Genomic DNA, 14,770 nt, shown 5'->3' with positions numbered 1-14,770 from the left:
CAGATGCCTGAGGGACTTAAGTTTAATCGGCGCCGTTCAGGCTGGCGCCTCAGGCTTCGTTGGCAACTTCGTAGGGTAGATCGAGCAGGTTCAGCAGGGGGCCGTCGGGTTGCCCGAGATGGAGCGGGCCGGCCTCGACGCTGCTGATTTGCAATACTGCCAGCAAATCCACCCCGCCCTGTGGCGCGGGCTGCGCCAGAACCACTTTACCGGCACTGTTATCGGTCCCCGTGCCGGCATTATAGAGTGGCTCGCCGGGGGCTGGGGGCGTGTCGATGTCGACATGGGCCCGGTACATGCGCCGTTTGAGTTTGCCCAGGTAGTGCATGCGGGCCACCACTTCCTGGCCGGTATAGCAGCCCTTGGTGAAACTGATGCCGCCCAGGCTGTGCAGATTGGCCATTTGCGGCACAAAGGTCTCGACGGTTTCGGGCACGACGCTGGGGACCCCGGCCACGGTATCCAGCCAGCTCCAGGCGGGGTAGCCGACCGGCGTGGCGCCGGATTGTAACGCCTGCCACAACCTCGTCAGATCACTGGCCGGACCGTGGATTTCAAACCGGGCCGGCGGGCCGGGGATGCGGATCACGCTCAGCTGTGCGTGCTGGACGACCTCATCGACGGCGCCGGGCAGGGCCGGCAGTTGGGCGCCAAGGAGTTTTTCGGCATCGGGGCCGGCCAGACCGAAGCGGGCCAGTTCGTCACTGGCATCGTCCAGGGTCACGTTGCTGCGCAGGACGAACATGCGCAGGCGTTTGAGGGTCGGCTCCAGGACGCCTCGGGGCAGGCTCAAAAAATAGCGATCCTCACGGCGGAACAGACGCATGCTGGCGAGCATGCGGCCCTTGGGATTACAGTAGGCGGTCAACTGACTCTGTTGCGCTGTGACCTGCTGGACATCATTGGTGAACTGTCCCTGCAGGAATGTTTCGGTGTCGCTCCCGTCGGCCGCGATCAGGCCCAGGTGGGAGAGATCGGCAAGCACAGTGCCAGATTCGACCGCCTGGCGTTCCTGCGCCGCATCACCGAAATCGATGACCCGATCGCCCTCGAGGGTTGCCTGTTGCTGTTGTAAAAACGTTTGCCATTCACTGTTCATAACTTGACCATTCTCGCCGCTTGATATGTGTCGACAGATGATTGATAGTAACATTGATTGTGCGATTCTCGTAAGTTGTTAACACCTGCAGCATCCGGCTGGACGTCGGCGCTGAAACGGCTAGACTGGAAACAATGACAACAAAAAACGTGCGGCCAAAATTCCTTAACCTGTTCCGGATTCATTTGCCTGTCACCGGGGTTGTCTCCTTCGCCCATCGCGTCAGCGGCGCCTTGCTGGTGATCTCCCTGCCGTTGGTCGTGTTTCTTTTCGCGTATTCGCTACAAAGTGAACCGGGCTTTGAACAGGTCATTGCCCTGTTGGAGTCAGGCTGGGGCAGTGTGGCCATGGTCCTGATACTCTGGGCGCTGTTATCCCATCTGTTGTCCGGGATCCGCTTTTTGCTGCTGGATCTTGATATCGGTATTCGTTTGCCTCCCGCGCGTGCCAGTGCCTGGAGTGTGGCGGCTCTGGCCCTGCTCATACTCATACTATTAGTGTCGGGAGTGTTCCTGTGAGTTTGCATGCGCAGGGCTTGCGGGCCTGGCTCTGGCAACGCCTGACTTCAATCTATATTGCCCTGTTTGTCATCGTGGCAGGGGTGGCCTACCTGCTGGGCGGTCCGCTGGATTACGAACAGTGGCGATCGTTGCTGGCTTATCTACCGGTGAATATCGCGACGGCGCTGTTCGTGATGGCGGTGCTGTTTCATGCCGGTGTCGGTGTGCGCGACATTCTGGTCGATTATATTCATTCGCTGGTATTGCGGTTTGCGATTCTGGTGATCCTTTTATTAATGTTCCTGGTGCTGGGTATCTGGTCGATGTGGATTTTGATTTCGGTGGTGGCGGTATGACGATTGCCAAACGACAATTCGATACCCTGGTTATCGGAGCCGGTGGCGGTGGCCTGCGGGCCGCACTGCAGCTTGCGCGTGCCGAAGCCAGTGTGGCGGTCGTCTCCAAGGTGTTTCCGACCCGTTCGCACACCGTGGCCGCCCAGGGGGGTATGAATGCGGCACTGGCCAATGTCTTGCCCGACAGCTGGCACTGGCACATGTACGACACCGTCAAGGGCAGCGATTATCTCGGTGATCAGGATGCCATCGAATATATGTGCCGTTCGGCCTCGAATCTGGTGGTGGAGCTGGAACATGCCGGCGTACCCTTCAGCCGGCTGGACAACGGCAAGATCTATCAACGTCCCTTTGGCGGGCAGAGTCAGAACTTCGGCGGCGATCAGGCCGCACGCACCTGTGCGGCGGCGGATCGCACCGGCCATGCCATTTTGCATACGCTCTATCAGCAGAACATTCGTGCCAAAACCCATTTCTTTGACGAGTACTTTGCGATCGATCTGATCAAGGACGAAGAAGGCTTCATTCTCGGTGCCCTGGTGCTGGAGATTGAAACTGGCGAGCCGTTGCTGATCGAGGCCAAGACCACGCTGCTGGCCACCGGCGGCGCCGGCCAGCTGTTTCGTACCAACACCAATGCCCATATCAATACCGGTGACGGACTGGCGATGGCGCTACGTGCCGGCATTCCGTTGCAGGATATGGAGTTTTTCCAGTTTCATCCGACCGGTATTGCCGGACGGGGGATGTTGATTACCGAAGGCGCGCGCGGCGAGGGCGGTTATCTGACAAACCGGGACGGCGAGCGCTTTATGGAACGCTACGCGCCGCATGCCCGGGATCTGGCCAGTCGCGACGTGGTCAGCCGGGCGATTGCCACCGAAGTGCGCGAAGGCCGTGGCTGTGGTGACAATCGCGATCACGTCATGCTCAAGCTCGATCACCTCGGCCGCGACGTGCTATATAAACGCCTGCCGGGCATTTGCGATACGGTGAAAACCTTTCTGCATATCGACCCGGCCGAGGAATCGATTCCGGTCTTTCCCACCGCCCATTACACCATGGGCGGGATTCCGACCGATCGTCACGGCCGGGTGGTGGTGCCGGTGGAACAGGGCCAGGAATCGATCCCGGGACTGTATGCCGCGGGCGAATGCGCCTGTGTCTCGGTGCACGGTGCCAACCGACTGGGTGGCAACTCCCTGCTGGACATCGTGGTCTTCGGCCGTGCCGCCGGCAACGACATCATCGAATACCTGAACGACAACCGGTACCACCGGCCACTGCCGCAGGAGAGTGTGGAGCAGGCGATGGCGCACTTGCAGCGTTGGGAACAAAAAGGCGAGGGGGAATCGGTTCCCGCTTTGAAAAGGGAATTACAGAGCACCATGGAAAACTATTGCGGTGTATTTCGCAGCGAAGAGATTCTGCAACAGGGGCTCGACAAGGTACTGGGACTCGAGCAGCGAATGCAGGACGTGCGTTTGAAGGACCACAGCAAGATTTTCAATACCGCCCGGATCGAGGCGCTGGAGCTGGAAAACCTGATGGACATTGCCATCGCCACGGTCAGCTCGGCACTGGGTCGGCGGGAAAGCCGCGGTGCCCATTCGCGGATGGATTATCCCGATCGCGACGATCAACGCTGGTTGAAACACTCGCTATACTATAAGGAACAGCATCGTCTGGATTACAAGCCGGTGACATTAAAGCCGATGACCGTGGAGTCGTTTCCGCCGAAGGCGCGGGTCTACTAAATCAGGTGCTAGGTACCAGGGGGCAGGGGCTAGGAATAGGGACGAGGCTGGATTTGTCGGGACTGATTTTATATCACCCCTCCCTATCCCTCCCCTTGTAGGGGAGGGAATGATCTCGCTATCGGCACGATCAATCCCCCTCCCATAGGGAGGGGGTTAGGGGGAGGGGATACAAAACCTCGTCACTCGTCCCTCGGCCCTTCTTAAAAAGTGAGAAAGACCAGGCTAGAGTTATACCATTAACGTAGCAATAACCCTGACGAGCGGACAAGATGCGATTTCAAATTTATCGATACGATCCGGAAAGTGGCCAGAAGCCCTGGATGCAGGAGTACGAGCTGGAGACCCGGCCGGGGATGATGCTGCGGGATGCGCTGCTCAAGATCAAGGAACAGGACGAGACGCTGGTATTTCGCCATTCCTGCGGCGAAGGGGTGTGTGGTTCGGATGCGCTGAATATCAACGGCACCAATGCGCTGGGGTGTCTGACGCCGGTAGCGGAATTAAAAGAGCCGGTCGTGGTACGGCCGGTACCCGGGATGCCGGTGATTCGGGACCTGGTGGTCGACATGGATCAGTTTTTCGAGCACTACCGTGCAGTCAAGCCGTATCTCATCGTCGATGATCCTGAACCGGAAGTCGAATACCGGCAAACGCCGCAGGAGCGGGAGAAACTCGACGGTCTGTACGAATGTATTCTGTGCGGTTGCTGTACCACGCAATGTCCTTCGTTCTGGTGGAATCCGGACAAGTTCCGGGGGCCCGCGGCCCTGTTACAGGCTTATCGTTTCATGGCGGACAGCCGTGATCAGGCCATGGCACAACGGCTCGAGGAACTGGACGGGCCGTACCGGTTGTTTCGTTGCCATACCATCATGAATTGCGTCAACGTCTGCCCCAAGGGACTCAATCCGACCGAGGCGATTAACAACATCAAAAAACTGATGGTCAAGGAGATGTTCTGAGCATGCCGGAGGCCGAAGCCGGTCAGGTCGATCGGGCTCGCGTTCTCTGGCAATGCCGGCGCGGCATGCTGGAACTGGATTTGTTGTTATTACCGTTTGTCGAGCAGCATTACGACCAGTTAAGTGATCGGGAAAAGACGTCCCTGCTGACCTTGCTGGCGTATCCGGATCAGCAATTACTGGCGTTTTTGATGGGGCACGGTGTCCCGCACGACAAGGATGTGGCGCATGTGGCAGAACAGATTCGAACGTCGGCTGGAACTTGAGCCGAGACCTTCCCGCTATTTACTGATTTATCTGGTCGTCCTGCATATCCTGGCCGCTATGGCGCTGTTGCAGCCGCTGACCCTGTCGGCGGGCCTGCGCTTTGTGTTGCTCGCGGCGGTGGTGGCAAGTCTGCTGTGGCAGGTGTGGCGCCATTACCGGGACAGTCGGCGAACAACACGCCTGATCTGGCGGACCGATGGCGCATGGGACTACCAGGTGGACGAGCAGCATTGGCCGGATCTGTCACTGCTGCCGTCTACCTACATTACGCGCGGCTTGATTATTCTGCACTTGCAGCCTGTAAACGGACGACGACTTTATATCGTACTCTTACCCGACAGTCTGACTGAAGAACAATGGCACCTCCTGTGGCTCAGGCTGCGTTATGCCAGACCCTTCGGGCAGGGGCCAAGTACTGAGTACTGAGTACTGAGTGCTGAGTACTAAGCACTAAGGACTAAGTAGCGTAGATCACACTGGCGATAGCCTGCGTGATATTTGATGTTTATAAAACCTCACCACGAAGACGCGAAGACACGAAGGAAAACTAATCTACTTCGAGACTTCGTGTCTTCGTGGTAAAATAGTAGCGTAGGTCATGCTGGCGTTAGCCTGCGTGACGCCCCCTGCTAAGGACTAAGGACTAAGGACTAAGGACTAAGGACTAAGGACTAAGGACTAAGGACTAAGGACTAAGCACTAAGCACTAAGCACTAAGCACTAAGTACTCAGCACTTTTTCATTCCGCCTGCGCCATTGCCGAGGTGGCGGTGAGTTGATGGTTGGGTTGCAATATGGTGTTCTGTGGCGGCTGGCTGTCGTTACGTTCGGGGTAGTCGATGTTGTAATGCAGGCCACGGCTTTCGTGACGGGCCATGGCGGAGCGGATGATCAGGCAGGCGATCAGCGTCAGGTTGCGCAGCTCGAGCAGGTCATTGGTGACGCGGAAATTACCGTAGTATTCATCAATTTCCGATAGCAGCAGTTGCACACGGTGCTCGGCCCGTTGCAGGCGTTTGTTGCTGCGCACGATGCCGACGTAGTCCCACATGAAGCGACGCAGTTCGTCCCAGTTATGGGTGACGACCACTTCCTCGTCCGAATCGGTGACCCGGCTTTCGTCCCAGTCCGGGATAGCGACCTCTGCGGCATCGTTTTCGGCTTTTTGTCGGCGAATATGCAGGTTGGCGGCCTGGGCAAAGACCAGGCACTCGAGCAGGGAGTTGCTGGCCATGCGATTGGCGCCATGCAAACCGGTGAAAGCGGTTTCGCCAATAGCATAAAGACCGTCCAGATCGGTTTTGCCGTTGAGATCGGTCATGATGCCACCGCAGGTATAATGCGCGGCCGGTACCACCGGAATCGGCTCGCGGGTCATGTCGTAGCCAAAGTCCAGGCAACGCTGATAGACCGTCGGGAAATGCTGCTGAATAAAGTCAGCCGGCTTGTGGCTGATATCCAGATAGAGGCAGTCGGCGCCGAGGCGTTTCATTTCATGGTCGATGGCGCGGGCCACGATATCCCGTGGCGCCAGCTCGGCGCGGCTATCGAATTTTTCCATGAAGGTACTGCCATCGGGCAGTTTCAGTTTCCCGCCTTCGCCCCGGATCGCCTCGGTGATCAGAAACGATTTGGCATGCGGATGATAAAGGCAGGTGGGGTGAAACTGGTTGAATTCCATGTTGGCGACCCGGCAGCCGGCGCGCCACGCCATGGCAATGCCGTCGCCGGTGGAGGTATCGGGGTTACTGGTATACAGATAGACCTTGCTGGCACCGCCGGTGGCCAGCACGGTCTGGTTGGCCCGAAAGACCCGCACCCTGTCGGCGGTGCGATCCAGGATGTAGGCGCCCAGGCAGCGGTTATGCTCCATGCCCAGCTTGGCCCCGGTGATGAGATCCACCGCAATATGGTTCTCATAGAGGCTGATATTGGGGTGCCGGCGAACTTCCTTTTCCAGCGTGGTCTCGATCGCCTTGCCGGTGGCGTCGGTGGCATGGATCACGCGCCGATGGGAGTGGCCCCCTTCGCGGGTCAGATGATATTCATCCGGCTGTTTGTCGTCCCGGGTGAAGGCGAGGCCCTTGTCGATCAGCCACTGGATGTTTTCCGCACCGTGCTGGACGGTAAAACGGACCACCTGTTCATTGCACAGACCGCCGCCGGCCTCCAGGGTGTCCTCAATATGGGATTCCAGGCTGTCATCCGGGCCGAGCACCGCCGCGACGCCGCCCTGGGCGTAGAAGGTAGACCCTTCTTTTAGTATGCCTTTTGCGACCAGCGAAACTGAGTAATCGTCAGCCAGTCGCAACGCCAGACTGAGGCCGGCGGCACCGCCACCGATAACAAGCACGTCGGATGTAATCTGCATGAATGATGTCGAGCCTGGTTGTCCGCTTGCGATTGTAAATGCCGGGAGATTTCTCATCTCGGCCAGATAAGATTAGAATTGTACGGATTGTGGCGCGAAATGTCACAATTGCGGAAACGGGCAATATAACCAGAAAACCGGCGGCCAGGCGAACTCTCCCACAAGATTGCGGTCATAGGGGGAGTATTCGGGTGGCTTGGCCCAAATTTAAAGGGGAAGTAGCCCGAATGGGCGGTAAGACAACGGACCAGCTGCTTGTTGAACGCGTACAGGCCGGGGATAAAAAAGCTTTCGACGCACTGGTAATGAAATACCAGCAGCGGGTAATGAAAGTTTTGTCCCGCTATGTGCGCAATCAGGCCGAGCTCGAGGATCTCGCGCAGGAAACCTTCATCAAGGCCTATAGGGCGCTGCCACGGTTTCGGGGGGACAGTGCGTTTTATACCTGGATCTATCGGATTGCGATCAATACCGCCAAGAATTTTCTTGTTGCCCAGGATCGACGCCCGCCGGCGTATGATATCGAGGCCAGTGATGCGGAACATTACGAGGGGGAATCCGGTCTAAAGGAGTATGCAACACCGGAGAAGATGGCGCTCAGGGACGAGATCCAGCAGGTTATCGGCCGCGCCATTGACGATCTGCCGGATGATTTGAAGACAGCGATTACCCTGCGCGAACTGGAGGGCATGAGCTACGAAGAAATAGCCGAGGCAATGGATTGTCCGATTGGGACCGTGCGGTCGCGCATTTTTCGCGCCCGTGAGGCAGTGGACAAAAAATTGAAACCGTTACTCGGTTAATTGTAATGTGGTGGTGGTATGAGCAATAACAGCGATGAAAAACTTTCGGCATTCATGGATGATGAATATCATCCGCAGGTGCTCGAGTCACTCAAACAGGACAGCGAGGCCCGCACCCGCTGGACCCGGTATCATCTGATTCGGGATGTTCTGTCGGGACACAGTCAGACCGTTCCTTCCCCGGATTTTGCCGATCGCGTCAGCGCGGCCCTGCAGGAAGAACCTGTCGTACTGCGCCCGGTTGCCCGGCGTTTTGGACAGGGGCTTCGTCGCCAGGTGGCCGGCCTGGCCATTGCCGCCACGGTCGCAACGGTGGCGGTCCTGACCGTCCAGCAAGGCAACCCGGGTGATACCCCGTCGGCACAACCGTCCATCGCCAGTGCTCAGACCGGCAGTGACGACTACCGGGCGGTGAACGGCAACCCGGCCCGGGCGCAACAGCCGATTGACAGCGAAGTGCAATCCAAGCTCAGTAGCTATCTGATCAACCATAACGAGTATTCTATTTCATCGCGCATGCAGGGCATGCTGCCGTACATGCGCATTGTCAGCGTGACCCCGTCGCAACGTGTTGCCGGTGCCGATGAGAAATAAACTGGCGACGGTACTGTTCGGTGCCGGCCTCTCCCTGCAGGCCTGGGCATCGGATATCGCCGAGGTGGAGCCCTGGCTGGAGAAAATGCATCAGGCTGCGCACATGCTCAATTACGAAGGTACCTTCGTCTACGGTCAGCAGGATCAGCTCAGTTCGATCCGTATTATCCACAGTGTCAGCGAAGCCGGTGAGCGTGAACGCCTGATTTCCATGGATGGCACGGGGCGCGAGGTGCTACGCGACGGTGATCGGGTGATCTGTATCTACCCGGACAGTCAGTCGGTCATGGTGGAAAAAAGCCGCCCCCGGGCCAAATACCCACCGATATTCCCCGTCAAGGTTGGCGAGCTGAACGACCATTACCGTTTATCGCTGGCCGGCAAGGACAAGGTGGCGGGTGAGCCGACCCAAAAGATTCTGATCGAACCCCGGGATAACCTGCGTTACGGCCATCTCCTGTGGGTGCATGAAAAAACCGGCCTGTTGCTTAAAACCAATTTGCTCAACGAAAACAACAAGCCGGTTGAGCAGTTTATGTTTACCCAGATCATCTTTCTGGATGATGTTCCCGAAGATGCGCTGGAGCCGGATATCAACAAGGAAGATTTTACCTGGTACGAGGCGAGTGGCAATACGCAGTCCGATGAAGCCGAACAGGCTTCGGCCTGGCATATCGCGACGTTACCGCCGGGCTTTAAACAGGATATGTCGCGCATGCACCGCATTCCGAACAGTGTGATGCCGGTCGAACACCGGGTTTACTCTGACGGCCTGGCCTCGGTGTCGGTGTTCATCGAAAAGGACGATAACAAGAGCGGCGATAACCTGTTCGGCGGATCGCACATGGGCGCGGTCAATGCCCATGGCCGCAATCTGAACGGCTATCATGTGACCGTCGTCGGCGAGGTTCCGCAGGCCACGGTCAAAATGATTGGTGAGTCGGTTCACTACCGGGAGTCGCCATGATCGAGGAAACCGCCATTGTTACCCGTTGCGAAGGGGAACAGGCCTGGGTTAAGGCTCAGCGTAAAACGGCCTGTGGACAGTGCCAGGTCAACAAGGGTTGCGGTACCGCCGTACTGGCCAGTGTAGTCGGGCAAAAAGCCAGTCATATGCGTGTATTGAATTCGGTCCAGGCCCGGGAAGGCGAGACCGTGGTGATTGGTCTGCACGAGTCGGCCATGTTGAGCGGATCACTGGCTGTTTATCTGGTACCGCTGCTGAGCCTGTTTCTGTTTGCCGTTACCGGCAAGGTGCTGGCCGAACAATTGATGATCAGCGCCGTGGAAGGGGTCTCGATCCTGTTTGCGGTCATTGGTATGCTGCTGGCGATTGTCTGGCTGCGCGCGTTTAACCGCCGTATCGCCAACGACAGTCGTTATCAACCGGTCATTCTGCAACGCCTGCCGTCGTCCGGATTAACCGCGGCAAGTTCCATCCATGCAGTTACACCCGAACCATAGAGTTTAAAGTTCTGTCGATTAAAGGCTCCGTAAATTAAAGTATCCGTAAATTAAAGGATCCGTGATTCAAGCAAGAGGTTTTGATGAAAGTACGTATTGTTAACTGGTTAAGTCTGTTTCTGGTCCTGGCATTTTTTGCCGCGCCCTCGCAGGCCCTGCTGGGCGGTAACAGCAAATTGCCTGATTTCACCGAGCTGGTGGAAAAAAACAGTCCGGCTGTGGTGAACATCAGCACGACCCAGAAGATCAGCCGCGAGCATGGTATGCCGCCGGGCTTTAATATTCCCGAGTTTCCCGAAGGCTCACCGTTTGGGGATTTGTTCGAGCGTTTCTTTGGCGAACAGGGTCCCGGTGCCGGCCCGCCGGGAGAGTTCGAGAACCAGTCCCTGGGCTCCGGTTTTATTATCAGCGCCGACGGTTACATCGTTACCAATTACCATGTGGTCAAGGATGCCGAGGAAATTACCGTGAGGCTGAGCGATCGGCGCGAGTTAAAAGCCGAAGTGGTCGGCAGCGACAAGCGCAGCGATATGGCCCTGCTCAAGGTGGAGGCGAACGACTTGCCAGTGGTGACCATCGGCAATTCGAAAGAGCTCAAGGTCGGTGAGTGGGCCATGGCCATCGGCTCACCGTTCGGTTTTGATCATTCGGTTTCGGTCGGGGTGATCAGCGCCATTAATCGTAACCTGCCCAGTGAAAACTATGTGCCGTTTATTCAGACCGATGTGGCTATCAATCCCGGTAACTCGGGTGGTCCGCTGTTTAACCTGGACGGCGAGGTTGTTGGTATCAACTCGCAGATCTTTACCCGCTCTGGCGGTTTCATGGGGCTCTCTTTCGCCATCCCGATCGACGTGGCCATGGATGTGGTCGAACAAATCAAGACCCAGGGACGTGTCAGCCGTGGCTGGCTGGGTATCCTGATCCAGGACGTGAACAAGGAACTGGCCGAATCCTTCGGCATGAAAAAACCGATGGGTGCCGTGGTGCTGCGGGTCCTGCCCGACAGTCCGGCGGCCGAGGCCGGCTTCAAGGAAGGCGATGTGGTAGTCGAATTTGCCGGTAAGACGATTCATCGTCAGTCGGACCTGCCACTGGCCGTGGCCTCCTTTCCGGTGGGCGAGGAAGCCAAAGTCAGGATTATTCGCGAAGGCAAGAGCCGCAATCTGACGGTCAAAATCGGTGAGCTGCCCCCCGAAGAGGAGCTTGCCGCAGTGGCGCCTTCCGGACCATCCGAATCGGACAAAGCTGCCGAGACACTGGGTATGGTGCTGGAAGATCTGAGCAGCGAACAGCGCAAGCAACTGGAGATTCGCGACAAACGCGGCGTGCTGGTCAAGGAAGTCCACGAGGGACCGGCGGCCGAGGCGGAAATTCGCCAGGGAGACGTGATTTTGATGATCAATCACAAAAACGTCACCAGCGCCAAACAGTTCGCCAAACTGGTTGCGGATCTGCCCCGCGGCAAGCTGCTGCCCATGCTGGTCCAGCGGGGCAAGGCGCCGCTGTTTATGACCATTCGCCTGGAGGAATGAGTACGCCGCTGCAATTAACCCTGTATCGGCGGACCGGCTGCCACCTGTGCGAGGCGATGCAGGGCCAGTTACTGGCCCTGCAGAAGGACTACGCGTTTAGCCTGCAAACAGTGGATATCGACGACGATCCGGCACTGGAAGCCGCTTATGGCGAGCAGATCCCCGTGTTGATGCACGGGGAGACGGAAATTTGCCATTATTTTCTTGAGCTTAGCAAACTCCAACAGTATTTCAGCCAGGCCTGAAATTGGTTACAATTCCGCTTTGCTATTAAGATAGCTTCTGACACATTCCTGCCCGGGGATGTGTCAGATCACAGAAGCACAGGATTCAGCGCTTCAGTGGTTATTTTTAATGCAGACGCTCCGATTCAAAAAGGCGCAATTGTGCGCCTTTTTAGTATGACTCAAGGTGGAATGTGACCGACCTCTCTCAGATACGCAATTTTTCCATTATCGCCCATATCGATCACGGTAAATCCACGGTCGCGGACCGGATTATCCAGCTGTGCGAGGGTCTGACCGAGCGGGAGATGAGCGAGCAGGTGCTCGATTCGATGGACCTGGAGCGCGAACGCGGTATCACCATCAAGGCGCAGAGCGTGACGCTCAATTACACCGCCCGTGACGGCAAGATCTACCTGTTGAACTTTATCGACACGCCGGGGCACGTGGATTTCTCCTACGAAGTCTCGCGCTCGCTGGCCGCCTGTGAAGGGGCGCTGCTGGTGGTCGATGCCTCCCAGGGGGTCGAGGCCCAGAGCGTCGCCAACTGCTACACCGCCATCGAACAGGGGCTCGAAGTGCTCCCGATCCTTAACAAAATCGATCTGCCGGCGGCCGAGCCGGATCGGGTGATCCAGGAGATCGAGGAGATCATCGGCATCGAGGCCAAAACCGCCGCCCGGGTCTCGGCCAAAACCGGAGAGGGGATGAGCGAGCTGCTGGAGGAGATCGTGCATCTAATCCCGCCGCCCGAGGGCGATGTGGACGCGCCCCTGCAGGCACTGATCATCGACTCCTGGTTCGACAATTATCTGGGCGTGGTCTCGCTGATCCGGGTCAAGCAGGGCACCCTGCGGCGCAAGCAGAAGATTCGCATCATGGCGGCGGATCGCAACCACCAGGTGGACCGGGTCGGGATTTTCACCCCCAAAAAGCGCGACACCGAACAACTGCATGCCGGTGAGGTGGGCTTCATGATCGCCGGTATCAAGGAGGTCGACGGGGCGCCGGTCGGCGATACCATCACCGACGCCGTTAATCCGGCCGACGCGCCGCTGCCGGGTTTCAAACCGATCCAGCCGCAGGTCTTTGCCGGCCTGTTTCCGGTCGAAGGCGATGACTACGAGGGACTGCGCGAGGCGCTGTCCAAATTGAAACTCAACGATGCCGCCCTGTATTACGAGCCGGAGACTTCCCAGGCACTGGGCTTCGGGTTTCGCTGCGGCTTCCTCGGCATGCTGCACATGGAGATCGTCCAGGAACGCCTGGAGCGCGAATACAACCTGGATCTGATTACCACCGCACCCTCGGTGGTCTATGAAGTACTGACCCAATCCGGTGAACTGCTGAATATCGAAAACCCGTCCGAGCTGCCCGAGCTGAACGATATCGAGGAGATTCGCGAGCCGATCGTGCGCGCCTCGATCCTGGTACCCCAGGAGCATGTCGGTAATGTGATCACCCTGTGCGTCGAAAAGCGCGGGGTACAGAAGAAAATGCAATATCTGGGCAGCCAGATACTGCTGGAATACGAGTTGCCAATGAATGAAATCGTGCTCGATTTCTTCGATCGACTCAAATCAGTCAGCCGGGGTTATGCTTCACTGGATTACGAATTGCTGCGTTTTGAACCGTCCCATCTGGTCAAACTGGATATTCTGATTAACGCTGAAAAGGTCGACGCCCTGTCGATTATCGTGCATCGCGATCAGGCTGAATACCGGGGCCGGGATCTGGCCGAGCGGATGAAGGAAATCATTCCGCGTCAGATGTTCGAAGTGGCAATCCAGGCGGCGATCGGCTCCAAGGTTATTGCCCGAACTACCGTCAAGGCGTTGCGCAAGAATGTCACCGCCAAATGTTACGGTGGGGATGTAACACGTAAACGCAAGTTGTTAGAAAAACAGAAAGCCGGCAAGCGACGCATGAAGCAGGTTGGCAAGGTGGATATACCGCAGGAAGCTTTTCTGGCGGTGCTAAATGTAGGGAAAGATAAATGAGTTTTGATTTTGAACTGTTACTGGTGCTGGCTACCGTGATCAGTGGTGTGATCTGGCTGGTGGATGCCCGGTTTTTTGCCAAACGTCGTGAACCGGTACAGGCCGAAGGAGCAGAGGGGGAATCGAAAACCAATGAGCCCTATCTGGTCGAATTCGCCCGTTTTCTGTTTCCGGTCGTGCTCATCGTATTGGTATTGCGCAGTTTTGTCGCCGAACCTTTCAAGATTCCCTCCGGTTCCATGTTACCGACGCTGGAAGTTGGGGATTTTATCCTGGTTAATAAATTCGCCTATGGCCTGCGTCTTCCGGTCGGGCATCAACGCTTTGTTGATCTGGGCGATCCTGAGCGTGGTGACGTGATTGTCTTTCGCTATCCCGAAAATCCGGATATCGATTATATCAAGCGCGTTATCGGCGTACCGGGCGACGAAGTCGCCTATTATAACAAGTCGCTTTATATTAATGGCGAGCCGGTCCCGCTGGAGAAGTTGGACGGGTATTACAAAAATTACCCGCAGGCGTTGCGCTATACAGAGACGCTGGGTGATGTCGAGCATGATGTCCTGGTGAACACCATCGCTTCGGCTCGCGATTTTGTTGTCAATGTGCCCGAAGGGAACTATTTTGTAATGGGGGACAATCGGGATAACAGCCGTGACAGCCGGGTCTGGGGATTTGTTCCCGAGGAAAACCTGGTGGGCGAGGCCTTCCTGATCTGGATGAACTGGAACTGCACCTTCAGTGCCATGACCCGCCTGGCATGCCAGATGCCGGACTGGGGCCGCATTGGCAGTGTGATCGAATAAACCGAGCAGATAATAACAGGTGGCGAGGA

16 protein-coding genes are annotated in these 14,770 nt (G+C 57.0%); 14 read left to right on the top strand and 2 right to left on the bottom strand.

Going from position 1 to position 14,770, the window contains the following annotated elements; all coding sequences use genetic code 11:
- Positions 1–49: 49 nt before the first annotated feature.
- Positions 50–1,099, bottom strand: coding sequence for a folate-binding protein YgfZ (locus tag U5K34_RS14030; RefSeq protein WP_322569025.1), 1,050 nt, complete (start codon positions 1,097–1,099; stop codon positions 50–52).
- A 134-nt stretch (positions 1,100–1,233) separates the two neighbouring features.
- Between U5K34_RS14030 and sdhC the strand changes: the two genes are divergently transcribed.
- From sdhC to U5K34_RS14000, 6 genes are all read left to right on the top strand, one after another.
- Positions 1,234–1,617 (top strand): succinate dehydrogenase, cytochrome b556 subunit, encoded by a 384-nt coding sequence (gene sdhC / locus U5K34_RS14025; RefSeq protein ID WP_322569024.1) that lies wholly within the window; start codon positions 1,234–1,236, stop codon positions 1,615–1,617.
- Complete coding sequence (gene sdhD / locus U5K34_RS14020; protein WP_322569023.1) at positions 1,614–1,955, top strand: succinate dehydrogenase, hydrophobic membrane anchor protein; 342 nt, start codon at positions 1,614–1,616, stop codon at positions 1,953–1,955. Before sdhC ends, sdhD begins: the two co-directional genes overlap by 4 nt.
- Complete coding sequence (sdhA, locus tag U5K34_RS14015) at positions 1,952–3,712, top strand: succinate dehydrogenase flavoprotein subunit (RefSeq protein WP_322569022.1); 1,761 nt, start codon at positions 1,952–1,954, stop codon at positions 3,710–3,712. The genes sdhD and sdhA overlap by 4 nt, the downstream gene beginning before the upstream one ends.
- Positions 3,713–3,984: 272 nt before the next feature.
- A complete protein-coding gene (locus tag U5K34_RS14010; protein WP_322569021.1) occupies positions 3,985–4,677 on the top strand; it encodes a succinate dehydrogenase iron-sulfur subunit in 693 nt (230 codons plus the stop codon).
- 2 nt (positions 4,678–4,679) lie between these two features.
- On the top strand, positions 4,680–4,943 hold the full coding sequence (locus tag U5K34_RS14005; protein ID WP_322569020.1) for a succinate dehydrogenase assembly factor 2: 264 nt from the start codon (positions 4,680–4,682) through the stop codon (positions 4,941–4,943).
- Positions 4,906–5,370 carry a protein YgfX gene (locus tag U5K34_RS14000; RefSeq protein WP_322569019.1) on the top strand — a complete coding sequence of 155 codons (465 nt, stop codon included), beginning with the start codon at positions 4,906–4,908 and terminating at the stop codon, positions 5,368–5,370. The genes U5K34_RS14005 and U5K34_RS14000 overlap by 38 nt, the downstream gene beginning before the upstream one ends.
- Before the next feature lie 313 nt (positions 5,371–5,683).
- Here U5K34_RS14000 and nadB read toward each other — a convergent pair whose 3' ends face one another.
- The gene (nadB, locus tag U5K34_RS13995; protein ID WP_322569018.1) at positions 5,684–7,315 is read right to left on the bottom strand and encodes an L-aspartate oxidase; all 1,632 of its coding nucleotides are present in this window, start codon (positions 7,313–7,315) and stop codon (positions 5,684–5,686) included.
- 227 nt (positions 7,316–7,542) lie between these two features.
- Here nadB and rpoE point away from each other — a divergent pair, with 227 nt between their 5' ends.
- The 8 genes from rpoE to lepB all read left to right on the top strand — a co-directional run bounded on the left by rpoE (position 7,543) and on the right by lepB (position 14,741).
- Positions 7,543–8,118 (top strand): RNA polymerase sigma factor RpoE, encoded by a 576-nt coding sequence (gene rpoE / locus U5K34_RS13990; RefSeq protein WP_322569017.1) that lies wholly within the window; start codon positions 7,543–7,545, stop codon positions 8,116–8,118.
- An 18-nt stretch (positions 8,119–8,136) separates the two neighbouring features.
- Complete coding sequence (locus U5K34_RS13985) at positions 8,137–8,712, top strand: sigma-E factor negative regulatory protein (RefSeq protein ID WP_322569016.1); 576 nt, start codon at positions 8,137–8,139, stop codon at positions 8,710–8,712.
- Positions 8,702–9,679, top strand: a complete 978-nt coding sequence (locus U5K34_RS13980; RefSeq protein ID WP_322569015.1) for a MucB/RseB C-terminal domain-containing protein — start codon at positions 8,702–8,704, stop codon at positions 9,677–9,679. The genes U5K34_RS13985 and U5K34_RS13980 overlap by 11 nt, the downstream gene beginning before the upstream one ends.
- Complete coding sequence (locus U5K34_RS13975) at positions 9,676–10,176, top strand: SoxR reducing system RseC family protein (RefSeq protein WP_322569014.1); 501 nt, start codon at positions 9,676–9,678, stop codon at positions 10,174–10,176. Before U5K34_RS13980 ends, U5K34_RS13975 begins: the two co-directional genes overlap by 4 nt.
- Positions 10,177–10,259: 83 nt before the next feature.
- Positions 10,260–11,711, top strand: a complete 1,452-nt coding sequence (locus tag U5K34_RS13970; RefSeq protein WP_322569013.1) for a DegQ family serine endoprotease — start codon at positions 10,260–10,262, stop codon at positions 11,709–11,711.
- A complete protein-coding gene (locus U5K34_RS13965) occupies positions 11,708–11,956 on the top strand; it encodes a glutaredoxin family protein (RefSeq protein WP_322569012.1) in 249 nt (82 codons plus the stop codon). Before U5K34_RS13970 ends, U5K34_RS13965 begins: the two co-directional genes overlap by 4 nt.
- Positions 11,957–12,129: 173 nt before the next feature.
- Complete coding sequence (gene lepA / locus U5K34_RS13960) at positions 12,130–13,935, top strand: translation elongation factor 4 (RefSeq protein ID WP_322569011.1); 1,806 nt, start codon at positions 12,130–12,132, stop codon at positions 13,933–13,935.
- Positions 13,932–14,741 carry a signal peptidase I gene (gene lepB, locus U5K34_RS13955; protein ID WP_322569010.1) on the top strand — a complete coding sequence of 270 codons (810 nt, stop codon included), beginning with the start codon at positions 13,932–13,934 and terminating at the stop codon, positions 14,739–14,741. Before lepA ends, lepB begins: the two co-directional genes overlap by 4 nt.
- Positions 14,742–14,770 lie beyond the last annotated feature (29 nt).

It is taken from the genome of Thiohalophilus sp., from assembly GCF_034521165.1.
Lineage (GTDB): Bacteria > Pseudomonadota > Gammaproteobacteria > UBA6429 > Thiohalophilaceae > Thiohalophilus.
The sequence above is the reverse complement of the archived record's forward strand: the minus strand, read 5'-3'. Positions and strand labels throughout refer to the sequence as shown.

Coding starts and splice junctions, on each gene's coding strand:
- nadB (WP_322569018.1), bottom strand. CDS start 7,315: ATGCAGATTACATCCGACGTGCTTGTTATCGGTGGCGGTGCCGCCGGC.
- sdhC (WP_322569024.1), top strand. CDS start 1,234: ATGACAACAAAAAACGTGCGGCCAAAATTCCTTAACCTGTTCCGGATT.
- rpoE (WP_322569017.1), top strand. CDS start 7,543: ATGGGCGGTAAGACAACGGACCAGCTGCTTGTTGAACGCGTACAGGCC.
- U5K34_RS13970 (WP_322569013.1), top strand. CDS start 10,260: ATGAAAGTACGTATTGTTAACTGGTTAAGTCTGTTTCTGGTCCTGGCA.
- lepB (WP_322569010.1), top strand. CDS start 13,932: ATGAGTTTTGATTTTGAACTGTTACTGGTGCTGGCTACCGTGATCAGT.
- sdhA (WP_322569022.1), top strand. CDS start 1,952: ATGACGATTGCCAAACGACAATTCGATACCCTGGTTATCGGAGCCGGT.
- U5K34_RS14005 (WP_322569020.1), top strand. CDS start 4,680: ATGCCGGAGGCCGAAGCCGGTCAGGTCGATCGGGCTCGCGTTCTCTGG.
- U5K34_RS13980 (WP_322569015.1), top strand. CDS start 8,702: ATGAGAAATAAACTGGCGACGGTACTGTTCGGTGCCGGCCTCTCCCTG.
- U5K34_RS14000 (WP_322569019.1), top strand. CDS start 4,906: ATGTGGCAGAACAGATTCGAACGTCGGCTGGAACTTGAGCCGAGACCT.
- U5K34_RS13965 (WP_322569012.1), top strand. CDS start 11,708: ATGAGTACGCCGCTGCAATTAACCCTGTATCGGCGGACCGGCTGCCAC.
- U5K34_RS14030 (WP_322569025.1), bottom strand. CDS start 1,099: ATGAACAGTGAATGGCAAACGTTTTTACAACAGCAACAGGCAACCCTC.
- U5K34_RS13985 (WP_322569016.1), top strand. CDS start 8,137: ATGAGCAATAACAGCGATGAAAAACTTTCGGCATTCATGGATGATGAA.
- U5K34_RS13975 (WP_322569014.1), top strand. CDS start 9,676: ATGATCGAGGAAACCGCCATTGTTACCCGTTGCGAAGGGGAACAGGCC.
- U5K34_RS14010 (WP_322569021.1), top strand. CDS start 3,985: ATGCGATTTCAAATTTATCGATACGATCCGGAAAGTGGCCAGAAGCCC.